Annotated in this window: 24 protein-coding genes; 9 read left to right on the top strand and 15 right to left on the bottom strand. The window is 73.3% G+C overall.

What is annotated here, in order from left to right; translation table 11 throughout:
- Positions 1-3: 3 nt before the first annotated feature.
- The 8 genes from nagB to ABD230_RS15225 all read right to left on the bottom strand — a co-directional run bounded on the left by nagB (position 4) and on the right by ABD230_RS15225 (position 7,477).
- Positions 4-786 carry a glucosamine-6-phosphate deaminase gene (gene nagB, locus ABD230_RS15260; RefSeq protein WP_344376261.1) on the bottom strand — a complete coding sequence of 261 codons (783 nt, stop codon included), beginning with the start codon at positions 784-786 and terminating at the stop codon, positions 4-6.
- Positions 774-1,736, bottom strand: coding sequence for an ROK family protein (locus tag ABD230_RS15255; protein ID WP_344376259.1), 963 nt, complete (start codon positions 1,734-1,736; stop codon positions 774-776). The genes nagB and ABD230_RS15255 overlap by 13 nt, the downstream gene beginning before the upstream one ends.
- On the bottom strand, positions 1,733-2,470 hold the full coding sequence (locus ABD230_RS15250; protein WP_344376256.1) for a copper homeostasis protein CutC: 738 nt from the start codon (positions 2,468-2,470) through the stop codon (positions 1,733-1,735). Before ABD230_RS15250 ends, ABD230_RS15255 begins: the two co-directional genes overlap by 4 nt.
- Positions 2,470-3,939, bottom strand: a complete 1,470-nt coding sequence (locus ABD230_RS15245) for a M81 family metallopeptidase (RefSeq protein WP_425546250.1) — start codon at positions 3,937-3,939, stop codon at positions 2,470-2,472. Before ABD230_RS15245 ends, ABD230_RS15250 begins: the two co-directional genes overlap by 1 nt.
- Positions 3,940-4,009: 70 nt before the next feature.
- Positions 4,010-4,984 carry an amino acid ABC transporter permease gene (locus tag ABD230_RS15240; RefSeq protein ID WP_344376250.1) on the bottom strand — a complete coding sequence of 325 codons (975 nt, stop codon included), beginning with the start codon at positions 4,982-4,984 and terminating at the stop codon, positions 4,010-4,012.
- Entirely contained in the window at positions 4,981-5,625 is a 645-nt protein-coding gene (locus ABD230_RS15235) for an amino acid ABC transporter permease (protein WP_344376248.1), read from the bottom strand. Before ABD230_RS15235 ends, ABD230_RS15240 begins: the two co-directional genes overlap by 4 nt.
- A 30-nt stretch (positions 5,626-5,655) precedes the next feature.
- On the bottom strand, positions 5,656-6,606 hold the full coding sequence (locus tag ABD230_RS15230; RefSeq protein ID WP_344376245.1) for a glutamate ABC transporter substrate-binding protein: 951 nt from the start codon (positions 6,604-6,606) through the stop codon (positions 5,656-5,658).
- A gap of 88 nt (positions 6,607-6,694) precedes the next feature.
- On the bottom strand, positions 6,695-7,477 hold the full coding sequence (locus tag ABD230_RS15225) for an amino acid ABC transporter ATP-binding protein (protein ID WP_344376241.1): 783 nt from the start codon (positions 7,475-7,477) through the stop codon (positions 6,695-6,697).
- Positions 7,478-7,627: 150 nt separating this feature from the next.
- Between ABD230_RS15225 and ABD230_RS15220 the strand changes: the two genes are divergently transcribed.
- Together ABD230_RS15220 and ABD230_RS15215 are read left to right on the top strand one after the other, a co-directional pair.
- On the top strand, positions 7,628-8,809 hold the full coding sequence (locus tag ABD230_RS15220; RefSeq protein ID WP_344376237.1) for an ROK family transcriptional regulator: 1,182 nt from the start codon (positions 7,628-7,630) through the stop codon (positions 8,807-8,809).
- The gene (locus tag ABD230_RS15215; RefSeq protein ID WP_344376234.1) at positions 8,806-9,741 is read left to right on the top strand and encodes a Gfo/Idh/MocA family protein; all 936 of its coding nucleotides are present in this window, start codon (positions 8,806-8,808) and stop codon (positions 9,739-9,741) included. The genes ABD230_RS15220 and ABD230_RS15215 overlap by 4 nt, the downstream gene beginning before the upstream one ends.
- 47 nt (positions 9,742-9,788) lie before the next feature.
- Here the strand turns inward: ABD230_RS15215 and ABD230_RS15210 are convergent, their stop codons facing one another.
- Positions 9,789-10,241 (bottom strand): Lrp/AsnC family transcriptional regulator, encoded by a 453-nt coding sequence (locus ABD230_RS15210; RefSeq protein WP_344376231.1) that lies wholly within the window; start codon positions 10,239-10,241, stop codon positions 9,789-9,791.
- A 100-nt stretch (positions 10,242-10,341) separates the two neighbouring features.
- Here ABD230_RS15210 and ABD230_RS15205 point away from each other — a divergent pair, with 100 nt between their 5' ends.
- Complete coding sequence (locus ABD230_RS15205) at positions 10,342-11,022, top strand: LysE family translocator (RefSeq protein WP_344376227.1); 681 nt, start codon at positions 10,342-10,344, stop codon at positions 11,020-11,022.
- 31 nt (positions 11,023-11,053) lie between these two features.
- Here the strand turns inward: ABD230_RS15205 and ABD230_RS15200 are convergent, their stop codons facing one another.
- Both ABD230_RS15200 and ABD230_RS15195 read right to left on the bottom strand, forming a co-directional pair.
- Positions 11,054-11,578 (bottom strand): hypothetical protein, encoded by a 525-nt coding sequence (locus ABD230_RS15200; protein WP_344376224.1) that lies wholly within the window; start codon positions 11,576-11,578, stop codon positions 11,054-11,056.
- Between the two features lie 137 nt (positions 11,579-11,715).
- A complete protein-coding gene (locus ABD230_RS15195; RefSeq protein WP_344376222.1) occupies positions 11,716-12,099 on the bottom strand; it encodes a hypothetical protein in 384 nt (127 codons plus the stop codon).
- A gap of 114 nt (positions 12,100-12,213) precedes the next feature.
- Between ABD230_RS15195 and ABD230_RS15190 the strand changes: the two genes are divergently transcribed.
- Positions 12,214-13,476 carry a glycosyltransferase gene (locus ABD230_RS15190; RefSeq protein ID WP_344376220.1) on the top strand — a complete coding sequence of 421 codons (1,263 nt, stop codon included), beginning with the start codon at positions 12,214-12,216 and terminating at the stop codon, positions 13,474-13,476.
- Positions 13,477-13,708: 232 nt separating this feature from the next.
- Here the strand turns inward: ABD230_RS15190 and ABD230_RS15185 are convergent, their stop codons facing one another.
- Positions 13,709-14,725 (bottom strand): NADPH:quinone reductase, encoded by a 1,017-nt coding sequence (locus tag ABD230_RS15185; RefSeq protein WP_344376216.1) that lies wholly within the window; start codon positions 14,723-14,725, stop codon positions 13,709-13,711.
- 188 nt (positions 14,726-14,913) lie between these two features.
- Here ABD230_RS15185 and ABD230_RS15180 point away from each other — a divergent pair, with 188 nt between their 5' ends.
- On the top strand, positions 14,914-15,708 hold the full coding sequence (locus tag ABD230_RS15180) for an SDR family NAD(P)-dependent oxidoreductase (RefSeq protein ID WP_344376214.1): 795 nt from the start codon (positions 14,914-14,916) through the stop codon (positions 15,706-15,708).
- 77 nt (positions 15,709-15,785) lie between these two features.
- Here the strand turns inward: ABD230_RS15180 and ABD230_RS15175 are convergent, their stop codons facing one another.
- The 3 genes from ABD230_RS15175 to ABD230_RS15165 all read right to left on the bottom strand — a co-directional run bounded on the left by ABD230_RS15175 (position 15,786) and on the right by ABD230_RS15165 (position 18,696).
- Positions 15,786-17,012 (bottom strand): RNA polymerase sigma factor, encoded by a 1,227-nt coding sequence (locus tag ABD230_RS15175; RefSeq protein WP_425546249.1) that lies wholly within the window; start codon positions 17,010-17,012, stop codon positions 15,786-15,788.
- A complete protein-coding gene (locus ABD230_RS15170) occupies positions 17,009-17,344 on the bottom strand; it encodes a YciI family protein (protein ID WP_344376209.1) in 336 nt (111 codons plus the stop codon). Before ABD230_RS15170 ends, ABD230_RS15175 begins: the two co-directional genes overlap by 4 nt.
- A gap of 101 nt (positions 17,345-17,445) precedes the next feature.
- Positions 17,446-18,696 (bottom strand): TetR/AcrR family transcriptional regulator, encoded by a 1,251-nt coding sequence (locus ABD230_RS15165; protein WP_344376206.1) that lies wholly within the window; start codon positions 18,694-18,696, stop codon positions 17,446-17,448.
- A gap of 170 nt (positions 18,697-18,866) precedes the next feature.
- On the opposite strand from ABD230_RS15165, the gene ABD230_RS15160 reads away from it, so the two are divergent.
- From ABD230_RS15160 to ABD230_RS15145, 4 genes are read left to right on the top strand one after another with little or no spacing between them, the layout of a single operon-like run.
- Complete coding sequence (locus tag ABD230_RS15160) at positions 18,867-20,174, top strand: MFS transporter (protein WP_344376201.1); 1,308 nt, start codon at positions 18,867-18,869, stop codon at positions 20,172-20,174.
- Position 20,175: 1 nt separating this feature from the next.
- Positions 20,176-22,008 (top strand): glycoside hydrolase family 3 protein, encoded by a 1,833-nt coding sequence (locus ABD230_RS15155; protein WP_344376199.1) that lies wholly within the window; start codon positions 20,176-20,178, stop codon positions 22,006-22,008.
- Between the two features lie 58 nt (positions 22,009-22,066).
- Positions 22,067-22,801, top strand: coding sequence for an acetolactate decarboxylase (gene budA, locus ABD230_RS15150; RefSeq protein WP_344376196.1), 735 nt, complete (start codon positions 22,067-22,069; stop codon positions 22,799-22,801).
- Positions 22,802-22,823: 22 nt separating this feature from the next.
- A complete protein-coding gene (locus ABD230_RS15145) occupies positions 22,824-23,174 on the top strand; it encodes a metallopeptidase family protein (protein ID WP_344376192.1) in 351 nt (116 codons plus the stop codon).
- The last annotated feature ends 55 nt before the right edge of the window (positions 23,175-23,229 follow it).

Raw genomic sequence — 23,229 nt, 5'->3', positions numbered from 1 at the left:
CCGCTACAGCACGTCTGCGGGCTTCAGCGACCACGCGTCATCGTAGTACTCGCGATGGGCGAGGGCGGCCGCGGCGGGGTCGTCGAGCAGGGCCGTCACGTGCGGATGCAGCTGCAGTGCCGACCCGGGGACGGAGGCGGTCACCGGCCCTTCGAGTGCGGCGGCGACGGCGTCGGCCTTCCCCGCGCCGAACGCCAGCAGCACGAGGTGGCCGGCATCGAGGATCGTGCCGACGCCCTGCGTGATGCAGTGCGCGGGCACCCGGTCGACCTCGTCGAAGAACCTGGCGTTGGCGGTCCGCGTGGATCGCGAGAGCGTCTTCACGCGCGTGCGCGAGCGCAACGAGGAGCCCGGTTCGTTGAACCCGATGTGGCCGTTCCCGCCGATCCCCAGGATCTGCACGTCCACGCCGCCAGCGGCCTCCATCCGCTGCTCGTACTCGTCCGCCGCGGCGAACGGGTCCGCGGCGGATCCGTCGGGCACGTGCACGCGCGACGGATCGAGGCCGAGCGCGTCGGTCACCTCACGGCGCACCACCTCCGCATAGGACTCGGGATGTCCCGCCGGGAGGCCGACGTACTCGTCGAGCGCGAACACCGTGAGCCGTGACACGTCGAGCCCGTCGCGATCGCGGATGCGGGCGAGCTCCCGGTACAGGTGCGCGGGCGTCGAGCCGGTCGCGACGCCGAGCACGAGGTCGGGCCGCGCGGCGATCGTCGCGGCGATGTGCCTGGCCGCGCGTGCCGATGCGGCCTGGGGCGTCCGCTCGATGATCACCTCGGCCATGCTGCGGCCTCCGTTCCGGTCGGTGTCGGCGCGGGGTCGGCGGCCGCGCGTCGCGCCGCGATCGCGGCGCCCCAGGCGCCCGCCCACACCCCCAGCTGCGACGGGACGATCTCGGGGAGGCGATGGAACGTCGCCTCCCGCCTGACCGTGCGCACGGCCGGGTCGAGGATCCACCGCGTCGACTGGGACAGTCCGCCGCCGACGACGATCGCCTCCGGGTCGATCATCGCGACGACGCCGAGCAGGCTGCGGCCGAGTGCGGTCGTCGCCCGGTCGAGGAGCGCGATCGCGCGGGCCTCGCCGCCGTCGGCCGCGTCGACCACGACCCTCGCGCCCCCGGCGGCGTTCGTCGATCCGGCGGGCAGGCCGAGCACCTCGTCCCAGGCGTCGCCGATCCGGGCGCCGCCGATGAGCGTCTCGAGGCAGCCGCGCTGGCCGCAGCTGCACCGCGCTCCCGTGCCGGGACCGATGTGCCCGATCTCGCCGGCGGCGCCGTGGGCTCCGGCGCGGACCCGGCCGTCGACGACGTGCGCGCCGGCCACGCCGGTGCCGAGCGCGACGACGAAGATGTCGTCGAACCCGCGGCCGGCGCCGATGGTGGCCTCCGCCTCCGCGGCGGCGGCGCCGTCCTGGACCGCGAGGCCGGGGGCGCCGATCCGTGCGGCGATGCGGGCGGCGGGATCCGTGCCGTCGAGCCAGGGCAGGTTCGCGCTCGAGACGACCCGGCCGGTGGCCGCGTCGACGATGCCGGCGATGGTCACGGCGAAGCCGGCGATGCGATCCGGCCCGAGGAACTCGAGGGCGAGCCGCGCGAGCGCCTCGACCGAGTCGCCGCCCTGCGGCGTCGGGACCCGCGCCTCGCGGACCCGTTCCAGGCCGCCGGGCGCCTCGCGGGTGAGCAGGAGCTTGCTCTGCGTGCCGCCGTAGTCGATGCCCAGGTACCGGCTCATGCGCTCGCCTCCGCCCCGCGGACCGCGATCGCGATCCGGCGCGCCTCGGCCTCGTCGGTGACTTCGCGCATGAGCCGGCCGGGGCCGGACGCACTGCCCAGGGCCACGCCGTCGCCCTCCTCCACGAGCCGCTTCGCGGACGCGTGCACGGCGTGCACGCCCGTCGCGAGGAGGTCGGGGACGAGGTCGGCGCGCACGCCGCTGCCGGCCATCACCTCGATGCGATCGCCCGCGATCGCCGCCAGCGCGGCGAGCCGTGGCAGCGCGTCGCCCGCGGCATCCGCGCCGCCCGAGGTGAGCACACGGCGGACGCCGAGCGCGACGAGCTGCTCGAGGGCGCGCTCCTGCTCGGGGAGGACGTCGAACGCGCGGTGGAACGTGACCGGCCGGCCCCCGACGGCGTCCCGCACGCGGCGGACGAGCTCCTCGTCGACGCGGCCGTCCCGCACGCCGCCGACGACGACCCCGGCAGCCCCCAGCCGTACGGCGTGCGCCGCGTCGCGGACGGTGAGGGCGACCTCGGCCTCGTCGTAGGTGAAGCCGCCGCCGCGAGGGCGCACGAGCACGTGCACGGGCGGCCCGAGCGGGACGGCGACGGCCGACTCGATGAGCGCGGCCGATGGCGTGACGCCGCCGATCGCGAGCGCGGTGCACAGCTCCACGCGGTCGGCGCCGATCCGGGCGGCGACGGCCACGCCGTCCGGGTCCTGGACGGCGAGTTCGAAGGCCGCCATCAGAGCACCGTGGCGCGGAGCGCGGGGTCGGCCGGGAACGCGTCGTAGGGGTGCATGGGCCGCTCGATGCGGCGATGCCCGAGCCGCTCGAGGTCCTGGTCGACCGGGCCGGGGGTGAGTGCCAGCGTCCATCCCTTCGCGAGGTCGAAGAGCGTGGGCTCGAGGTACCCGATCTTGGTCACGATGAGGTCGGCCCGCTCGGGGTCGAGCCCGATTGCGGCGAAGTCGTCGGTCGCGTGGAACGCCTTGCGGAACTCGGTCACGATCGCGTGCAGTCCGCCGCGGCGGACGACGGCGATGCGTCCGGCATCCGGGTCCCCCTCGTGGAGCCCGACGAGCTCGCCGGTCAGGTGCACGGGCCCGCTCACGCGGCCGTCCACGCGTGCTCCGGCCGTGACGTCGATCACGTCGCCCACCTCGCGGGCGAACAGTGCGTCGATCGCTTCCGGGTCGAAGACGGATGCCACGTAGGTCACCGGGGCGCCCGCTGAGGTCAGCTCCGGTCGGTCGAGCAGTCGCGCGAGCGACCAGGTGACGTCGCCCGTGCCGCCGGCGCCCGGGTTGTCGCCCGAATCGCTGATGAGGTACGGACGCGCGCCGCCCTCGGCGCGATGCCGCAGCGCACGGTCGACGCCCTCGTCGAGGGAGCCCGGAGGCCCGACGAACGCGAACTCGTCGCGGACCGCCCACAGCTCGGCTGCGAGGGCCTCCGCCCGGGCGGCGATCACGGCGGGGTCGTCTCCCGTCACGATGACCGTGGCGTGGCAGCGGGGCTCGTCGGCCCACGCGTAGCCGATCCAGATCGACGCATCCGTCACGCCGGGCGTCGCCTCGACGGCGGGAAGCCGGCCGTAGAGGCCCTTCGCCGGCTCGACGCGGGTCGAGGTCTTCTCACCGGGGAGCAGGATCGGCACGCGGACCCAGGCGCGGTGCGGCCGGGTGCCCGCGCGGAGGCGGTCGACGAGGTTGCGGGCCGCGCGCTCGCGGGTCTCCTCCTCGTCCTCGTGGGGTGCGAGCCGGAAGCAGGTCGGGAGCTCGACGGCGCGCACGAATCGCTCGGAGAGGTTGCCATGCAGGTCCATGGCCGCCGAGATCAGTGGCTCCGGACCGACGACGTCGCGCACGGCGGCGACGAGGTCGCCCTCGGCGTCCTCCATACCCTCGACGCTCATCGCCCCGTGCACGTCGAGGTAGACGCCGTCTATCGGGCCGGCGGCGACGGCGTCGGCGAGGCCGCGGACGATGCGCTCGCGGAACGCGTCGTAGACGTCGCGCCGGACCATGCCGCCCGGGATCGAGCGGGCGAAGAACACCGGGATCCACTCGGCCTCCGAGCCGAGCGGCTCGCCGGGCGCGAGGAACGGGTAGCGGCCGAGCAGCGCGTCGCCCTCGAGCACGCGGAAGTCGCGGCGATCCGCGCGGTGGCTCGAGTACGCGCTCGATTCGATCCACATCCCCGCGATCGCGATGCGGGGGCGCGGACCGGCCGCGGCCGGCCCGGCGGGGCCGCGGACGGCACCTGTTCCGGCGTCGGATCGGTCAGTCACGACGGTCCTCCGTGGTGGTCGAGGCGTGGGCGTCGACGGCCGCCGGCGTCACGGCGCCGGGTCGGGACGCCGTGTTCGCCTCCGCCGCGGTGCCAGGGAACTCGGCGTGCGGCATCGTCGCGGCGAGCGTCGGCACCGGCTGGGCCACGGGGGTGCGCTTGCGTCCCGGCCGCTGGAGGCGGAACGCGAGCGCCGAGAGGCTGCCGTTGACGACGAGGTAGATGAGCGTGACCACGAGGAACGTCTGGATCAGCAGGTGGTTGAACGCGGAGAGCACCTGCGCACGGTAGAGCAGTTCGGTGAACGCCACGATGTAGCCGAGCGACGTGTCCTTGAGCAGGCTCACCAGCTGGCTGACGAGCGAGGGCGTGACGTTGCGCAGCGCCTGCGGCAGCACGACGAGCCGCATCGCCTGGTGGCCCCGCAGGCCGAGGCTGATCGCCGCCTCGTGCTGGCCCTTCGGGAGGCTCAGGATGCCGGCGCGCACGATCTCGGCGAACACCGCCGCGTTCGCGAAGACGAGCGGGATCACGAGCTTCCACAGCGTCGGCAGGTTGACGCCGAGCTGGGGGAGCCCGAAGAGCATGAGGTAGATGAGCAGGAGCACCGGGACCGTGCGCGCGACCTCGATGTAGACGGTCGAGGCCCAGCGGATGCCACGGACGCGACTGATCCGGCCGAGCGCCAGGACGATCCCGAGGGCGGATCCGAGCACGGCGACGATCGCGGCCGCGGAGAGCGTGCCGACGAGGCCGACCAGCAGGTACTGCCAGATCGCCCAGTCCGTGAAGGGCAGCCACTTGTCGGCGTCGAGCTGCCCGTGCGAGCCGAACTGCCAGAGCCCTGCGGCGAGCAGGCCGAGCAGCGCGAGCGCGCTGACGACGGAACCGACGAGGATGCGTCGCCGTCCCCGCGGCCCGGGCGGCTCGTACAGGTACGAGCTGATGTCGGTTCGTGCGGTGCTCATCGGACGATCGCCACCTTTCGTTCCACCCAGCCGGTGCCGAGCCCGATGACCAGCGCGATGGCCATGTAGACCAGGCCGGCGCCGGTGAAGATCTCGATGGGCTGTGCGTAGACGAGGTTGATCTTGTTGACCCGGGAGGTCAGTTCGACGACACCGACGGCGGCGGCGAGGGCCGTGTTCATGGCGAGGGCGATCATGACGTTGCCGAGCGGCTGCACGACCGCGCGGAGCGCCTGAGGCACGACGACCAGCCGGAGCGACTGTCCGAGCGTGAGGCCGAGCGCGCGGCTGGCCTCGATCTGGCCGACGCCCACCGTGTTCACGCCGCTCCGCACGGCCTCGGCCACGTACGCGGCCTCGTAGACGGTGAGCACGATGATCGCGGTCGGCGTCAGCGGCAGGATGAGGCCGGCGTCGGGCAGCGCGAAGACCGCCAGGATCAGCAGCGCCAGCAAGGGCACGTTGATGAAGAACTGCACGTACAGGAACGCGGCCCTGCGCAGGAGCGGGATCGGGCTGACCCGCGCGACCGTCACCAGCACCCCGAGGATCAGGGAGCCGATGCCGGCCACGACCGCCATCAGCAGGGTCGTTCCGAGCGCCTCGAGGAGGAGCCCGAGGTTGTCACCGAGGAGGTTCATCACATGCCGTTCGCTGGCGCTGCCGCCTGATCAGGAGCCGGGGACGGAGCCGATCGCCGGCGGGGTCGGCACGTCGGACTCGACGACGGTGCCGAGGCTCGCCTGCCAGGCCGCTCCCCACTGGCCGCCCTCCTGGATCTTCAGGAGCCAGTCGTTGATGAACTGCTTGAAGTCCTCGTCGCCGTGCGCCAGGCCGATGCCGTAGGGCTCGCTGGTGAAGGGCTGGCCCACGACCTTGATGGCGTCGTTGGAGGCCGCGTCGCTCGCGAGCAGCGTGTAGTCCTGCACGTAGGCGTCGCCGCGGCCCTGGATCAGTGCCTGGACGGCCTGCGGGTCGGTCGCGAAGTCGATGAGCTCGGCCGTCGGCTGGTGCTCGGGTACCGCGGTCACGGCGGGCGTGTTCGCCCCGACGATCACGGTCTTGCCGCCGAGGTCGTCGATGCCGGTGATGTCCTCCTCGTCGGCGCCCACGGCGACGGCGAGGCCGGAGCTGAAGTACGGGCCGGCGAACGAGACCTGCTCGGCGCGCTCCTCGGTGATCGTGTACGTGTTGAAGACCACGTCGACCGTGCCGTTGGCGAGGAGCGCCTCACGGGTCTCGGACGCCGGGGGCACGATCTCGACGTTGGGCTCGCCCAGGATGTAGATCGCGAGGAGCTTCGCCAGGTCGGCGTCGAATCCGGTGACGCTGTCCGGGTTCGTCGGGTCCTGCTGCGACAGCAGCGGCGCGTCGAGCGCCTCGGCGACGACGAGGGTGCCGCGCTCGCGGATGGCCTCCATCGTCGAGCCCGGGAGGATCAGGTCGTCGTCGGCGACGGGAGCGTCGGCGAAGACGGCCGACGCCTCGGCGCCCTCGCCGGACGAGGCGTCGTCGGGCACGGCCGCGGAGCCTGCGCTCGAGCAGGCCGTGAGCGTGAGCGCGGCGGCCGCGAGGACGGCGCCGGCGACGGGGATCCTGCGTCGCATGGAGGTGACGGACATGTCGGTTCCTTTCGGTTTCGTGGTGCAGGAGGGGGTGGTGCGGTGGTGCGGCCGCCGCCCCGGGTCGGGGCGAGACGGGTCGGTGGGGTCAGTGGGTGAGCACGGAGGCGAGGAACGAGCGCGCCCGCTCGGTCCGCGGCGAGTCGAAGAACCCGGCCGGCGTGTCCTGCTCGACGATGCGGCCCTGGTCCATGAAGACGACGCGGTCGGCGGCGCGGCGGGCGAACCCCATCTCGTGGGTGACGACGATCATCGTCATGCCGTCGCGGGCCAGACCGACCATCACGTCGAGCACTTCGTTGACCATCTCGGGGTCGAGCGCCGAGGTGGGCTCGTCGAAGAGCATGACCTTCGGGTGCATCGCGAGCGCGCGGGCCATCGCGGCCCGCTGCTGCTGGCCGCCGGAGAGCTGGGCAGGGTGGTGCCCCGCCTTGTCGGCGATGCCGACGCGCTCGAGCAGCGCCATCGCCTCGGCCTCCGCGACGGCGCGCTTGGCCCTGCGGACCTGGATGGGTGCGAGCGTGATGTTGTCGAGGATCGTGCGGTGCGCGAAGAGGTTGAACGACTGGAACACCATGCCCACGTCGGCGCGCAGCTGGGCGAGCGCGGGGCCCTCGGTCGGCAGCGGCGTGCCGTCGACGCGGATCTCGCCGGAGTCGATCGTCTCGAGGCGATTGATCGTGCGGCAGAGCGTCGACTTGCCCGAGCCGGACGGACCGACGACGACCACGACCTCCTTCGCCGCGACGTCGAGGTCGATGCCGCGCAGCACGTGCAGGTCGCCGAAGTGCTTGTCGACGCCGCGCAGGCTCACCATCGGCGAGCGGGCAGCCTCCGGGGCGTCGGGGTGGTGTTCGGTGTAGCCGGCCATCGATCCTCACAGCGTTGTCGACCAAGTGTGCGGCCACGTTACTAAGTCCGAGCACTAGGTGCAACATTGGAGTTACTTAATCCAAAATCGAATGAAATAATGCAGTACAGTTCAACCACGTCCTCCGTGATGAAAGGGAATGGCCGCGCGATGACCTTGACCACCGACACCCTGTCGGGGCTGGACTCCTCACCCGGAGGCATCCTGAACCTCGTGCGCTCGGGCGCCTCGTCATCACGTGCCGAGATCGCCCGGATCGCCGGGCTCGCCCCCTCCACCGTCACCACGCGCGTCGAGCAGCTGGTGGCGCACGGGTTCCTGCGCGAGGCCGGTCCCGGCAGCTCCCGAGGTGGCCGCAGGCCCACCCAGCTCGAGGTCAATCCCGAGACCGGGGCCGTCGTCGGCGTCGACCTCGGGGCGCACCACGCCTCGTTCGGGCTGTTCGACATGGCCGGAGAGCTCCTCGCCGAGCAGCACCTCGACATGGAGATCGCCGACGGACCCGACCGGATCCTCGGCTGGATCGCCGAGGTGGCCGCTCGCATGGTCGACGAGCACGCGGCCCCCGGGCAGGCGCTGCGAGGCGTCGGGCTCGGCCTACCGGGCCCCGTCGACTACCCCGGGCGCCGGCTCGTGTCGCCCTCGCGCATGCCGGGGTGGAACGGACTCGACGCCGGCGCCGGGCTCGGCGACCTGCTCGGCGTGCCGGTCGTCGCCGACAACGACGCGAACCTCATGGCCGTCGGCGAGCACGCGAGCACGAACGACGGGGTGGCGCACCTCGTCTTCGTGAAGGCGGGCTCGAGCATCGGGTGCGGCGTGATCGCGTGGGGTTCGCTCTTCCACGGCGCCCGGGGGATGGCGGGCGACATCAGCCACGTCGCGGTCCCGAACGCCCCGGCGGTCGTGTGCTCGTGCGGCCGGACCGGGTGCCTCGACGCCGTCGCGGGCGGTGCGGCCATCGTGGCGAGCCTGCGGGCGGCCGGCGTCGAGGCCGCTGACGTCCAGCAGGTCATCCGCCTCGCCGCGGACGGGCATCCGCTGGCCACCCAGATGCTCCGCGAGGCGGGCACGCGCACGGGCGTGGTCCTCGCGACGATCGTGAACTTCTTCAATCCGCAGCGCCTCGTCCTCGGCGGGGCCCTGAGCGGTGCCGAGGCGTTCGTCGCCGGCGTGCGGTCCGCGGTCTACACCGAGTGCCTGCCGATGTCGACGGACTTCCTCGAGATCGCCGTGAGCGCCACCAAGGCCCGGGGCGGAGTGATCGGCGCGGCGCGGCTCGTGCTCGACCACGTCTTCGATCCGGCGACGGTCAACGCGGCGCTGCGATGATGCACGGCATCGCCGTCGTCGGCGCCGGGAACATGGGGCGCGCGCACGCGCGCGCGTGGGCGGCGCGCGGCCTCGGCGACCGCATCCGATACGTGTGCAGTCGCCGTCCGGTCGAGGCGTTCCCGCACGCAGCGGCGGCGCGATCGGTCGTCGACCTCGACGACGTGCTCGGCGACCCGGACGTCGACCTGCTCTCGGTGTGCACGCCGACGCCGACGCACGCGGAGATCGCGATCCGGGCGCTCGACGCCGGTCGGAACGTGCTGCTCGAGAAGCCCATCGCGCTCACCGTGCGCGATGCCGAGGCGATCGCCGCGGCCGAGTCCGCGAGCCCGGGGCGACTGATGGTGGCCCACGTCGTCCGCTTCGCGTCGGGCTACCGACGGGTGCTGGGGGAGGCCCGCGCCGGGCGCCTCGGTCGCGTGCGGGAGGTCCGTGCCGAGCGACGCTCCGAGCCTCCCGGGTGGGCGGACTGGTTCGCGGACGAGGCGCGGTCCGGCGGCCCGCTCGTCGACTTCGCGATCCACGACTTCGACCAGGTCAACCTGCTGCTCGGCCGGCCGGTCGCGGTCTCGACCGAGCAGCGCGGCGAGCACGGGCGGCTCGAGACGCGCATCGAGTACGCCGACGGCGGCGTCGGGCACGTCGTGACGTGCGCCGCGATGCCCGAGGGAACGCCGTTCTCGAGCACGCTCGATGCCACGGGCGATGGCGGGACCGCGTCGTGCCGCGTTCCGGGCGCCGGGCCCGACGATCCGTTCGCCCGACAGGCGTCGTCGTTCCTGAAGGCCATCGATTCCGGCGCTCAGCCGGAGGTCACGATCGCGTCCGCGACGGTCGCGCTGCGGGTCGCGCTCGCCGCCCGCGAGTCCCTCCACTCGGGGCGGCCCGTCGAGCTCGAGCAGCACGAGCCGGCTCCGGCGGTCGGCTGACCGCACCGGTCGCGCCCGTGCGAGCGCGCCGCGCGCCATCCGCTCGCTCAGACCGGCAGCGGCCGGTCGTCCACGATCGTCTTCATGACGAGCGTCGACTCCACCCGGCGCACGCCGGGCAGCGCCGAGAGCTGTTCGTCCCAGAGCCGCTGGTACGCGGGCAGGTCGGGCACCGCGACGCGCAGCAGGTAGTCGGGGTCGCCGAACAGCCGCAGCGCCTGGATGACCTCCGGGATCTCGGCGACGGCCTCGTCGAAGGCCGGCACGGTCGCGCGATTGGCCTGGTCCATCGTGACGAACACGAGCGCGCCGAAGCCGAGGCCGACCTGCTCGGGGTCGATGACGGCGCGGTACCCGGTGATGGCACCGGATGCCTCGAGCGCGCGCAGCCGGCGGTGCGTCGGCGACATGCTCAGCTGCACGCGATCGGCGAGCTCGGTGAGGCTCAGCCGACCGTCGTGCTGCAGTTCGGCAAGGATTCTCCGGTCGATGGCGTCCATGAGGTGGATTCTTCCACGCATGCGGCGCGGCGTGGTGGAATCGGGCAGCGGCTTCCACGCCTCCCTCCGTAGCGTCGTCGTATCGAACGAAGGGGATGCCGTGGACGTCCAGCTGCTCGTCGCGTGCTCGGTCATGATGACGCTCATGGTGCTGCTGCCCGGGCCCGACTGGGCGTTCCTCATCGCGGCGGGCACGCGCGAGCGGAGCATCCTGCCCTCGCTCGCCGGGATCCTGGCGGGCTACCTGGCCGTCGTCGCCGCGGTCGCCGTGGGCGTCGGCGCCGTGGTCGCCGCCGTGCCGGGGTTCATCGTCGTGCTGACGCTCGCCGCCGCCGCGTACCTGACCTACCTCGGTGTGCGGGTGCTGCGCGACCCTCCGGCGATGGCGACCGCGACGACGACCGCGGCCCGGGTGCCTGCGGAGGGCGGCGCGGTCGACGGGACGCCGACCGCGACCTCCGCCCGCCCGTGGATCCGCCTGCTGCAGGGCGCCGGCGTGAGCGGGCTCAACCCGAAGGGACTGCTCGTGCTCGTCGTGCTGCTGCCGCAGTTCACGGATGCCGCGGGCAGCTGGCCGATGCCGGTGCAGCTCGCCGTGCTCGGGCTCATCTTCGTGGGCGCGTGCGCGCTCGTGTACTCGGCCGTCGGCTACGGCGCGCGAACGGTGCTGCGGCTGCGGCCGTCGGCGATGCGACTCGTGTCGCGCGTCTCGGGCGCCGCGATGATCGTGCTCGCCGGGGTGCTGCTGGTGGAGCAGGCGTCGCACGTCGTCGGCGCGTGAGGCGCGTCTCCGCGATGCGGCGGTGCGCTGCTCACCCCTCCATGGGCGACACGTCGACGACGATCGACCCGACGCGCACGCCGTCGAAGGAGAACGGCCCGCGGCCGTCCCAGCCGTCGAGCGAGATGCCCGCGAACGACGCCTGGGTGATCGCCGTCCACGCGACGACCAGCACGATGATCCCGACCACGGCGCGGTCGAGGCGACGGATCGCATCGGCCTGGTCGGGGGCGTGCCTGAGCACGCGCGTCAGGGTCGTGATCACGATCAGCGCGATCGCGACGTAGACGATGCCGCCCGGCTCGAGCGTGACCGAGACGCACAGCGGCGCGACCTCGGTCGGGCGGCCGACCGCGTCGACGAACCCGCCGTCGCCGCCGATGCCGCCGACGCACGAGCCCTTGCCGGCGCCGCCGATGACGCTGTACGCGAGGCCGGCGCCGAGCGCCCACTTCAGCAGCCGCCGCACGCGCTGGAGCACGGCGGCGCCGGGCAGCGTCGAGAGCCCGGCATCCGGGATTGGGGCGAGCGTTCGGGCGAGCGGGGTGTCGGGCATGCGGGCCTCCGCGATCGTAGGGTTGCGCCCATGCTGGCAGCGGTCCCGGAGCGGGGGCAAGCACCGGCCGACGGATGCCGCGGCACGCACGGTCCGCCTCGATCGACGGAACGCGCCGATCAACTCGCGCGGCGCGTTCAGCCGAGCGCGACGACGAGGCTGAGGAGCGCGAGCACGGTCACGATGGGGGTCATCGTGACCCGCTCGGCGCGGCTGCGCGAGACCGCGTTGAGCGGGATGCCCAGCACGAAGCAGGCGAAGACGACCCACATGCCGACCACGGCGACCGGATCGGGCACGACGTCGATCACGCCCGCGCGGTCGAGCGCGATGGTCGCGATGACGGCGTAGACCGCGATCGAGACCGCGCTGCCGACGCGGAGCCGCGCGGGCAGCACGCGGTGCTGCCCGCCCCAGGCGAACCGCCCGATCGGCGCTCCGAGCGCGAGCGCGAGCTGGAAGATCGCCAGCGCGCCGAGGATCGCGGTGAGGACGAGGGCGGCGACGGCGGCAGCGGGCACGGGTCGAGGATATCGGCCGGGTCGCGGGGCCGGGCTCGGGGCCTCCACCGAGGCATCCGCTGCGCGTTCGGGCGTAGGCTCGGCGGGCCGGAACCGACCGGACGGAGATCGCCGATGACGCAGCATCCGGATCCACGCACCTACCTCTTCGCGCTGACCGACGCGGGCGGCACGGTGCCGCCCGAGGTCGGGGTCGTGCGCCGGGTCGTCGACCGCGGGCACCGGGTCACGGTCCTCGCGGACGAGTCGATGGCGCCCGAGGTCGAGCAGGCGGGCGCCGCGCTGCGGATCTGGTCGCGGCCGCCGGACGTGTTCCGAGACTGGGAGCTCCGCAGCCCGATGGCGCAGGCCCGCGGCATGTCGGAGCACATGCTCGTCGGGCCGGCCCGTGCGCACGCGGCGGACGCGGTCGCGGCGATCGATGACGTCGGGCCCGACCTCGTGGTGACGTCCGGCTTCGCGCTGGGCGCGATGGTCGCCGCCGAGGCGCGGAGCGTGCCGTTCGACCTGCTCATGCCGAACGTCTACGTGCTGCCGGCCGACGGCATGCCGCCGTTCGGCGCGGGGCTGAAGCCCGCACGCGGGCCGGTCGGGCGTGCCAGGGATCGCGCGATGCGCGTGGCATCCGCCCGACTCATCGAGCGGTACGCGCTGCCGGAGCTCGACGACGTCCGCGCCGGCCACGGGCTGGCCCCGCTCCCGACCCTGTGGGGGCAGATGCAGGGCGCACGGCGGCAGCTCGTGCTGACCGCGTCCGCGTTCGACTTCCCGGCGACCCTGCCCGCGAACGCACGCTACGTCGGCCCGATCCTCGACGATCCCGAGTGGGCGGATGCCGCGCACCGGGCGCCGCCCGACGGCGACGGCCCGCTCGTGCTCGTCGCGATGTCGTCGACGTTCCAGGACCACGTCGACTGCCTGCAGCGCATCGCCGACGCGCTCGGGGGGCTTCCGGTGCGCGGACTCGTCACCACGGGCCCGGCGGTCGAGGCGGGCGCGATCCGCGCACCCGCGAACGTCGCGGTCGTGGCATCCGCACCGCATCACGAGGTGCTGCCGCACGCCGACCTCGTCGTGACCCACGGCGGGCACGGCACGGTGATCAAGGCGCTCGCCGCCGGCGTGCCGCTCGTGATCCTGCACCACGGCCGCGACCAGGCCGACAACGCGGTGCGCGTCACCGAGCGCGGCGCCGGTCTCGCGGTGTCGCGGCGGGCGTCGAGCGCGCGCATCGCGCGGGCGGTCGAGGGGGTGCTCGACGATCCCGCGTACCGAGGGGCTGCGGCGCGGCTCGGACGAGCGATCGTTCGCGAGGTCGCGGCGTCGCCACTGCTCGAGGAGCTCGAGGGCGTGCCTCACCGGACGTCGCGCGCCTAGCCTCGCGCGCGCCCTCATCCCGCCCCGGTGCGATTCCGTTGCCGCCTCGCGCTGCCTCGGCGCGAGCGCGAGAGTATGCCAATTGCACCGCTTCACGCGTCGAACGGTGCGGATGGCATACTCTCGCCGGAGCCGGAGCCGGAGCCGGAGCCGGAGCCGGAGCCGGAGCCTGAGCCGCAGCCGGGTGGGACTGGTGGCCGCACTCTCGCCAACCCCGCCCGCGGCGACCCGCTCAGCCGACGTCGATCAGCACCTTGCCGACCGTGCCCGCCTCGACCGCGTCGTGCGCCGCTCCCGCGCGCTCCAGCGGGAACCGCGTGAGCGGCAGCCCTGCCTCCTCGCCGACGGGCAGTGCGCCGTCCTCGAGCGCCCGCGTGAGGTCCTCGGTGGCGGCCGCGAGGGCGGCGTCGCCGACCGTGTAGAGCAGCAGGAACTGGTACCGGGCGTTGAGCGAGAAGTGGTGCCGCACGTCGAGCGTCATCTCGGGGCCGCCGTCGGTGGCGTAGACCGAGATCGAGCCGTGGTTCGCGATGACCTTCGCGTTGAGGGCCGCGTTGCGGGCGGGCGAGACCTCGACGACCTGGTCGACGCCGTCGGGCGCGATGGCGCGGATGGCGGCGGCCGCGTCATCCGTCCGGTAGTTCACGACGTGGTGGGCGCCGGCGGCCGTCGCCAGGGCCGCCTTCTCGGGGGAGCTGATGGTCGTGATGACCCGGGCCCCGGCCCAGCGCGCGAGCTGGATGGCCGCGTGGCCGACTGCGCCGGCGCCGCCGGCGACGAGCACGGTGCGACCCTCGAGCGCGTCGGGGTGCAGGCGCGTCGGGCCGCCCTCGTGCACGGTGAGTGCACGGTGGGCTGTGATGGCGGGAACGCCGAGGGACGCGCCGACGTCGAAGCTCGCGGCGTCCGGCAGGCGGACGAGTCGTCCGGCGGGGATCACGGTGAACTCCTGCGCGGTGCCGGTCGGCCGTTCGTGCGCGGCGAGGAAGACCCAGACGCGATCGCCGGGCGCGAACCCGGTCACGCCGTCGCCGACGGCGTCGACGACCCCGGCGCCGTCCTGGTTCGGCACGACCTCGGGGAACGGGGGCGGCCCGCCGACGCCGACGCGGGCCTTCCAGTCGGTGGGGTTCACGCCGGAGACGACGATGCGCACGCGCACCTCGCCGGGGTCGGGGTCCGGGACGTCGCGCTCCACGAGCTGGAGGACGGAGGACGGGCCGGTGGAGGAGTACGCGATGGATCTCATGTCGGGTGCAACGCGGCGGGCGCCAGTGCTCTTCCGGTCTCCGAGATATGCAACTCAGCGGTTGCATCAAGGTCATGAATATGCAACCCTGAGGTTGCATCATGCAAGGAGGATCACATGAACGACGCCAGCATGAACCACGCCACCGCGACCCGAGTACCCACCCGCACCCGATCGGAGGCCCGCTGATGCTGCTCGACGAGAAGGTCGCCGTGATCCACGGCGGCGGAGGATCCATCGGCGCCGCCGCGGCGCGCGTGTTCGCCCGTGAGGGCGCGCGCCTGTTCCTCGCCGGTCGCAGCCTGCCGCGACTCGAAGCCGCGGCATCCGCCGCCCGTGCCCAGGGGGCGGAGGTCGACGTCGCCGTGGTCGACGCCATGGACCAGGCGGCCGTCGACCGCCACGTCGACCGGGTGACGGATGCCGCGGGGCGCCTCGACGTCGCCCTGAACGCGGTCGGCTTCGACCACGTGCAGGGCCTCGCGATCGGCGAGACCTCGCTCGCCGACTACCTGCACCCGGTCACGGGCTACCTGCAGACGAACTTCGTCACCGCCAAGGCCGTGTCGCGGCCGATGATCGCGCAGGGGAGCGGCGTGATCCTGACGATCTCGACGCCGGGCGCGCGGCTGACGGGGCGCGGCCTGATCGGCAACGCCGCGCAGAGCGCGGGGCTCGAGGGCTTCTCGCGCGCGCTCGCCGGGGAGCTCGGGCCCGCCGGCGTGCGCGTCGTGTGCGTCCGTCCGCACGCGATGGCGGACGCGGTCGCGACGTCGTACACGGGGGAGATGTTCGGCCGCATCGCCGACCGGAGCGGCATCCGGTTCGACGAGTGGATGGCCGGCCTCGCCGGCGGCACCATGCTCGGCCGGCTGCCGACGCTCGACGAGACCGCCGAGTACCTCGCCTTCGCGGCCTCCGACCGGGCGGCGTCGATGACCGGGGTGATCTCGAACCTGACGGCCGGGGCGCTGGTCGACTGATCGGGGAGGGGGCGGATGCCGCGGCCGGCTGGCTCGGCGGGCAGGCCCTCGACCCGCGGCCTCGACGGCAGGGCCGCCTACCCGAGCTCGTCGCGCCGGCGCGCCAGGTACGCGGTCTCCGCCGTGTTCCCCGCCAGCTCGATCGCGCGGTCGTACGCCGCTCGCGCCTCCACACCCCGCCCCGCCCGCCGCAGCAGCTCCGCGCGCGTCGCGTGGAACGCGTGGTACCCGTCCAACCGCGCCGCGATCCCGTCGAGGAGCTCGAGCCCGGCCTCGGCGCCGTCGACCTCCGCCACGGCGACCGCGCGGTTGAGCGCGACGATCGGCGACGGGTCGAGTCGCGCGAGCCGGTCGTAGAGCGCGACGACCTGGGACCAGTCCGTGTCGCGCGCGTCGGCGGCGTCGGTGTGCACGGCGTTGATCGCGGCGAGCAGTTGGTAGCGGCCGGGTGCGACGCCCGATGCGAGCCGGGCGCGCACGAGCGCGTGCCCCTCGTCGATCAGGGCCCGATCCCAGAGTCCGCGGTCCTGCTCGCCGAGCGGCACGAGCTCGCCGCTCGACCAGACCCGGGCGGGGCGGCGCGCCTCGGTCAGCAGCATGAGCGCGAGCAGGCCGGTCGCCTCGCCGTCGTCGGGGAGCAGCGCGTGCACGAGCCGGGCCAGGCGGATCGCCTCGGCCGTGAGGTCCGCGCGCACGGGGTCGGTGTCGGGGCCGGTCGCGAGGTACCCCTCGTTGAAGACGAGGAAGAGCACGGCGAGCACGCCGACCACGCGGGCGGGCAGGTCGTCGGCCGACGGCACGCGGTACGGGATGCCGGCGGCCCTGATCTTGTGCTTCGCGCGGGTGATCCGCCGGCCCATCGTCGGTTCGGGCACGAGGAAGGCGCGGGCGACCTCGGGCATGGTCAGCCCGCCGACGAGTCGGAGGGTCAGCGCCATCTGCGCCTCCATCGAGAGTGCGGGGTGGCAGCAGGTGAAGATGAGGCGCAGCCGGTCGTCGTCGATGACGCCGACGAGCTCGGGCGGGTCGTGGTCGACCAGCATGAGGGCCTCCCGATGCTTGTCGTCTCGCTTGCGTTCGCGCCGGAGCCGGTCGATCGCCTTGCGGTTCGCGGTCGTCATGAGCCATGCGCCGGGGTTCGGCGGGATGCCCTGCGCGGGCCACCGCTCGACGGCGGTCGCGAAGGCCTCGGCCGCGGCCTCCTCTGCGACGTCGAGGTCGCCGAAGTTGCGGGCGAGCGCGGCCACCACCCGTGCCCACTCGTCCCGGTGGGCCCGGATGACCGCCGTGCGCGGATCGATCAGGACGGCGCCTCGAGGAACGGCCGCACCTCGACGCGGCGGTTGCAGGCCTTCGAGCCCTCGGCCATGAGCGCGAGCGCCTCGTCGAGGTCGGGCGCGTCGATGATCCAGAAGCCGGCCATGTGCTCCTTCGACTCGAGGAACGGCCCGTCGGTGAAGACCGGCTCGTCGCCGCGGCCGTCGATGACGGTCGACGTAGCGGGGTCGGCGAGGCCGCCGGCGAACACCCAGTGGCCGCCGTCGCGCAGCCGGCGGTTGAATTCGCCGATCGCCTCCATCTCCTCGGGCGTGCCCGAGTTCGTGCGGTCGTCGATCACGGAGACCAGGTACTGCATCTCGCACCTCCACGGTGGTCAGGGACATTCTGTCGGTCGGAGAACATCCGTTCACCCCTACTACGAAGACGGATGCCGCGATCCGACAGGTGACGCCGAAATCAGTCCGAATCGGTGGCGGCCGCGCCGTCCCGCGCTGCGCCGTCCCGCGCTGCGCCGTCCCGTCCGACGCCCTCCCGCAGCACCCCCGCGAGGTGCGCGTCGAGCTCCCGGCCGATGTCGACCGCGTCCGCGTCGTAGCCCCACTGCAGCTGCAGCCCGTCCCAGAGCGCGGTGAGCTCGATGGCCTCGGCGTGCGGGTCGACGTCGGGGCGCGTCGCGCCGCGTGCGGCGGCGCGCTGGAGCACGTTCTCGAACATCCGGATCGCCCGCGCGAACCGGTCCTGGAAGTAGGCGTGGGCGGGATGGCTCGGGGCGACGGCCTCGGTCGAGAGCACGGCGTAGATGCTGATGAGGCCCGGCTGGGTGCGGGCATCGCGGCTCGCGGCGGCGCCGAGCTCGCGTAGCAGGCGGACCGGGTCGTCGTCGCCGTCGGCCTCCCGTGCGGCCATGGCCGCGTCGCGGTGGGCGAGCACGGCGGCGAGCAGCGCCTCCTTCGACCCGAAGTGGTGCAGGAGCGTCGACGCGTTCACGCCGACCGCGCCGGCGATGTCGCGCAGGCTCGCGCCGTGGTAGCCGTCGCGGGCGAAGATCGTCGTCGACTGGTCGATGATGTCGGCGCGGCGCCGCCGGCCGACCGCGTAGCCGGCCTCGTCGGCCGGTTCCTCGGCGAGCATCGTCGAGATCGGCAGCGGCTCCACGTCGGCGAACGGGCCGACCGTCGGCGCCCGGCCGCGGAGCCGGGCGATGCGGTGGGCGAGGGCGTCGGGCACGTCGACCTCCTCGGGGAGGTAGCGCGAGATGACCTGCAGTCCGTCCCAGGCGGCGTTGAGGCGACGCGCCTCGCCCGGGATGTCGAGGTCGGCGGGGAGCTCACCCCGGTCGCGGGCGTCCTGCAGCATCCGTGCGCCCAAGGCCTGGAACTCCGCATCGCGCACGCGGAATCGCTCGTGGGCCGGGTGCTCGGGCAGGGTCGCGGCGCCCGCGAGCACGGTGAACAGCTCGACGTACCCGGGGATGTCGCGGCCGGCCCGGGCGATCACGTCGATGAGGTCGAGGTCGAGGGTCCGGCCTTCGAGCGCCTCCTGGAGGTCGGCCTCGGAGTCGGTGACGACGGCGTCGAGCAGGGCGTCCATCGATCCGAAGAGGTTGCGGACGGTGGGGTGGCTCACGCCCGCGTCGGCGGCGACGTCGCGCATCGACACCGCACCGAACCCGCGCGCGGCGAAGAGGTCGCGTGCCGATGCGAGCACCCGTCGTCGAGTCGATGCGGATCGCCCGGCGCGGGTCGCGGATTCGATGACCACGGCGTCCCCCTCCCGCAACCCAACCTACCAGTCGTTCGACTTTGACTTACCAATCGTTTGATTTTGGGTTACAGTGTCTCCCCGAGAGCCGTTGGGCTCGGTACGAAGGAGTACGCATGACAGAGTCGTCCACCGCCGCCCGGTCGCTCGACGCGACCGTCGCCGCCGCGGCATCCGCCCCCGCCGCCGCTCCCGAGCGCACCCCGCGCGGGTACACGCCGGCCCTCGCCGGTGCCAACTTCGGCATCTACCTGGCCCTCCTCACCCCGGTGCTCGTGTCGATGGCCTTCAAGATCCAGCACATCTCGCCGTCGGCGGAGGCCGCCACCGCCTCGCTCGGCCTGATCATGGGCGTCGGCGCGCTCTTCGCGATGATCGCGAACCCGCTCGTCGGCCGGCTCTCCGACCGCACGACCTCGCGGTTCGGCATGCGCCGCCCGTGGATCATCGGCGGCTCGCTCGTCGGCCTCGTCGCCTTCGCCCTCATCGGCGCCGCGCCCGACGTGTGGATGGTCTTCCTCGGCTGGTGCATCGTGCAGGTCTCGATGAACGCCGTGCTCGCCGCGGCGAACGCGACCATCCCCGACCAGGTGCCGACGGGCCGCCGCGGCCGCGTCTCGGGCATCATCGGCCTCACGACGCCGCTCGGCATCCTCGGCGGCAGCGTGCTCGTGAACTTCCTCGCCGATGACCTCACGCGCTTCGTCGTGCCCGCCGCGATCGCGACGCTCCTCGCGGTGCTCTTCGCGCTCGTCCTGAAGGACCGCGTGCTCACCGAGAAGCCGGCCGAGCGGTACTCGATGCGCCAGTTCCTCGGGTCGTTCGTGTTCAACCCGAAGCAGCACCCCGACTTCGGCTGGACGTGGCTGACGAAGTTCATGGTCATGTTCGGCTACGCCGGCGTCGCGACCTTCCTCCCGCTCTACCTCACCGAGCGCTTCCAGCTCGCCGAGCAGGAGGCGATCACGACGATCCTCATCAGCAACCTCGCCGCGATGGGGGCCATGGCGATCTCGGGCCCGCTCGGCGGCATGCTCTCCGACCGCATCGGCAAGCGCCGCCCGTTCGTCGCCGTCGCGGGCGTCGTGATGGTCGTCGGCCTCGTGATGCTCGCCTTCGCGCCGAGCATCGAGGTGCTCGTGCTCGGCCAGGCGATCATCGGCCTCGGCGCCGGGTCGTTCTTCTCGGTCGACCTCGCGCTCGCGACTCAGGTGCTGCCGAACCCCGACGACACCGCCAAGGACCTCGGCGTGCTCAACATCGCCAACGCGCTGCCGCAGTCGATCGCCCCCGCGATCGCCCCCGCGATCATCGCGGCGGGCGCGAGCACCGCGATCGGCGGCTACGCCACCTTCTACCTCGTGGGCGCCGCGATCGCCCTCGCGGGCGCCGTCCTTGTCTACCGCATCAAGGGAGTGAAGTGACATGACCGACCTCGTCGACACCACGACGGATACCGCGGCCGTGGCACCCTCGGCCGACGCCGTCGATCGCCGCTACCTCGACCGCGACCTGCCGGTCGACGAGCGCGTCGCGACCCTCCTCGACCAGATGACGCTCGAGGAGAAGGCCGGGCTCTGCTTCCAGACGATGATCACCATGGGGGAGGACGGCTCGCTCGCCGAGGCCGACCCCGTGTTCGGGCTCCCCTCGAACGTCGAGTACGTCGAGGGCCGCCTCATGAACCACTTCAATATCCTGCAGGCGGCGCCCACGCCGGCCGCGATGGCGGAGTGGCACAACCGCATCCAGGAGCTCGCGGCGAACACCCGCCTCGGCATCCCCGTCACGATCTCGACCGACCCGCGCCACTCGTACAGCGACAACCCGCTGGCCGGCATGCTCACGGGGGCGTTCTCGACCTGGCCCGAGACGCTCGGCCTCGCCGCGACGCGCGACGAGGAGCTCGTCGAGCAGTTCGGCGACATCGCCCGGCAGGAGTACACGGCGGTCGGCATCCGCGTCTCGCTGCACCCGCAGGTCGACCTCGCGACCGAACCGCGCTGGTCGCGGCAGCTCGCGACCTTCGGCGAGGACCCGGCGCTGACCTCGCGCCTCGGCGCGGCGTACGTGCGCGGCTTCCAGGGCGCCGAGTTCGGCGAGGACTCCGTCTCGACGATGACGAAGCACTTCCCGGGCGGCGGCCCGCAGCTGGACGGCGAGGACCCGCACTTCGCCTACGGCCGCGAGCAGGTCTACCCGGGCGGCGCCTTCGAGACCCACCTGAAGCCGTTCGAGGCGGCGTTCGAGGCCGGCACCCGGCAGATCATGCCGTACTACGGCATGCCCGTCGGCACCGAGCACGAGGAGGTCGGCTTCGGGTTCAACAAATCCGTCATCACGGGCCTCCTCCGCGAGCGCTACGGCTTCGACGGCATCGTCTGCACCGACTGGGGCCTCATCACCGACGGCGAGATCTTCGGCCAGCCGTTCCCGGCGCGCGCCTGGGGCGTCGAGCACCTGAGCCCGCGCGAGCGGATGGTCAAGGTCATCGAGGCCGGCGCCGACCAGTTCGGCGGCGAGGCGAACCCCGAGCTGCTCGTCGACCTCGTCCGCACGGGCGAGGTGTCGGAGGAGCGGCTGGATGCCTCGGCACGACGCATCCTGCGCGAGAAGTTCGTGCTCGGGCTCTTCGACGACCGCAGGTACGTCGACGTCGAGCGCGCGACGCGCGTCGTCGGCGCGCCCGAGTTCGTCGCCGCGGGCGAGCAGGCGCAGCGCCGGTCGATCACCGTCCTGACGAACACCGCGCGAGCGGATGGCGAGGCGACGCTGCCGCTCGCGCGCGGCGTGCGCGTCTACGTCGAGGGCGTCGACGCCGCCGTCGCCGCCGAGTACGGCACTCTCGTCGAGACGCCGGCCGAGGCGGACGTCGCGATCCTGCGGATCCAGGCGCCGTTCGAGCAGCGGGCCACGATGTTCGAGAACTTCTTCCACGCCGGGTCCCTCGACTTCCCGGAGGAGTTCGTCGCGCACGTCCGCGAGGTCGCGGCGGCCGTGCCGACCGTCGTCGACGTGTTCCTCGACCGCCCGGCGATCCTCACGCCGTTCGCCGACGACGTCACCGCGCTCGTCGCGAACTACGGCGCGAACCCGCACGCGGTGCTCGACGTGCTGTTCGGCGAGGCGACGCCGCAGGGCCGCCTGCCGTTCGACCTGCCACGCAGCATGGCCGCGGTCGAGGCGAACCGCTCCGACGTGCCGTTCGACACGGAGGACCCGCTGTTCCGCTTCGGCCACGGGCTCGACCTGGGCTGAGCGGCCCGCGCCGACCCGTCGGCGGCACCCGCGCCCACGTCGGGGGTACGCTCCAAGCGTGCCCCCGACACCCGTGCCCGGTGCCGCCGTGACGCAGTTCGCGGTGCTCGACGCCCTGCTCGCCGGGGCCTACGAGTCCGGCCTGCGGGTCAGCGAGGCGTGCTCGGTGGGTGACTTCGGACTCGGCTGCGTCGACCGGCTCGGGGGTGAGGTCGTCATCTTCGACGCGCAGGCCATCGAGTGCACGCTCGACGGACCGCCGGCCGTGATGCGCGACGACGAGCGCCTGCCGTTCGCGATCCTCTGCCGGTTCCCGGATGTCCCCGCGGTCGGGGTGCGCGGCCGCGACATGGCCGGCTTCGCGGCATCCGTCGACGAGGCGCTCACGAGCCGGAACCTCTTCCACGCCGTCCGGTTCGACGGGGTGCTCGCGGAGGTCCGCGTGCGGGTGACGCCGCGGCAGCAGTTCCCGCTCCCGCCGCTCGCGGAGGTGACCGAGCATCAGGTCGAGACGGTCGCGACCGCGATCCGCGGCACGCTCGTCGGGTTCTGGACGCCCGCCATCTACCAGGGCATCGCCGTCGCCGGCCTGCACCTGCACTTCCTCAGCGACGACCGCAGCCTCGGCGGCCACGTGCTCGACCTCGTGGTCGACGCCGGTGACCTGCGGGTGGCGGCGTTCGCGCGCTTCGACCTCAGGCTGCCGACCGACGACCGGTTCCTGCGCACCGAGCTGACGCACGACGACGACCACCGCATCGTCGCCGTGGAACGCGGCGGCGCGACGGGCTGATCGCCGGAGCAGGATGGATCCCATGTTCGAGATCTCGGACGACGACTTCGAGCGGCTGCTCGCCGAGGAGTTCGACGCGCTGCCCGACGAGATGGTTCACGGGCTCGAGAACGTCGCCGTCTCGTTCGAGGACCAGCCGATCGGCCAGCGGCCGCGGCTCTTCGGCCAGTACCGGGGGCATCCGCTGACCACCCGCGGGGTCTACGGCTTCGGCGAGCTGCCCGACCGCATCACGCTCTACAAGAACAACCTGGTCGAGCACAGCACCGACGTCGTGTCGCTCCGGGCGCGCGTGCACGTCACGCTCGTGCACGAGATCGGGCACTACTTCGGGCTCGACGACGCGAAGCTGCGCGAGCTCGGGTGGGCGTAGCGCCCGCCCACCCGAGCGCGGCTCCGATCGCTGCGCGATCGGCGCCGGGTCAGCG

Origin of the sequence: Agromyces tropicus (assembly GCF_039531345.1) — a bacterium.
GTDB classification, from domain to species: Bacteria; Actinomycetota; Actinomycetes; order Actinomycetales; family Microbacteriaceae; genus Agromyces; species Agromyces tropicus.
Note: the sequence above shows the minus strand (reverse complement) of the source record. Positions and strands in the feature narration are given on the sequence as shown.

Bases quoted from the DNA above. Each gene is read 5' to 3' on its own strand.
- nagB (WP_344376261.1), bottom strand. From the start codon at position 786: ATGGCCGAGGTGATCATCGAGCGGACGCCCCAGGCCGCATCGGCACGC.
- ABD230_RS15255 (WP_344376259.1), bottom strand. From the start codon at position 1,736: ATGAGCCGGTACCTGGGCATCGACTACGGCGGCACGCAGAGCAAGCTC.
- ABD230_RS15250 (WP_344376256.1), bottom strand. From the start codon at position 2,470: ATGGCGGCCTTCGAACTCGCCGTCCAGGACCCGGACGGCGTGGCCGTC.
- ABD230_RS15240 (WP_344376250.1), bottom strand. From the start codon at position 4,984: ATGAGCACCGCACGAACCGACATCAGCTCGTACCTGTACGAGCCGCCC.
- ABD230_RS15235 (WP_344376248.1), bottom strand. From the start codon at position 5,625: ATGAACCTCCTCGGTGACAACCTCGGGCTCCTCCTCGAGGCGCTCGGA.
- ABD230_RS15230 (WP_344376245.1), bottom strand. From the start codon at position 6,606: ATGTCCGTCACCTCCATGCGACGCAGGATCCCCGTCGCCGGCGCCGTC.
- ABD230_RS15225 (WP_344376241.1), bottom strand. From the start codon at position 7,477: ATGGCCGGCTACACCGAACACCACCCCGACGCCCCGGAGGCTGCCCGC.
- ABD230_RS15220 (WP_344376237.1), top strand. From the start codon at position 7,628: ATGACCTTGACCACCGACACCCTGTCGGGGCTGGACTCCTCACCCGGA.
- ABD230_RS15215 (WP_344376234.1), top strand. From the start codon at position 8,806: ATGATGCACGGCATCGCCGTCGTCGGCGCCGGGAACATGGGGCGCGCG.
- ABD230_RS15210 (WP_344376231.1), bottom strand. From the start codon at position 10,241: ATGGACGCCATCGACCGGAGAATCCTTGCCGAACTGCAGCACGACGGT.
- ABD230_RS15200 (WP_344376224.1), bottom strand. From the start codon at position 11,578: ATGCCCGACACCCCGCTCGCCCGAACGCTCGCCCCAATCCCGGATGCC.
- ABD230_RS15190 (WP_344376220.1), top strand. From the start codon at position 12,214: ATGACGCAGCATCCGGATCCACGCACCTACCTCTTCGCGCTGACCGAC.
- ABD230_RS15185 (WP_344376216.1), bottom strand. From the start codon at position 14,725: ATGAGATCCATCGCGTACTCCTCCACCGGCCCGTCCTCCGTCCTCCAG.
- ABD230_RS15180 (WP_344376214.1), top strand. From the start codon at position 14,914: ATGCTGCTCGACGAGAAGGTCGCCGTGATCCACGGCGGCGGAGGATCC.
- ABD230_RS15170 (WP_344376209.1), bottom strand. From the start codon at position 17,344: ATGCAGTACCTGGTCTCCGTGATCGACGACCGCACGAACTCGGGCACG.
- ABD230_RS15160 (WP_344376201.1), top strand. From the start codon at position 18,867: ATGACAGAGTCGTCCACCGCCGCCCGGTCGCTCGACGCGACCGTCGCC.
- ABD230_RS15155 (WP_344376199.1), top strand. From the start codon at position 20,176: ATGACCGACCTCGTCGACACCACGACGGATACCGCGGCCGTGGCACCC.
- ABD230_RS15145 (WP_344376192.1), top strand. From the start codon at position 22,824: ATGTTCGAGATCTCGGACGACGACTTCGAGCGGCTGCTCGCCGAGGAG.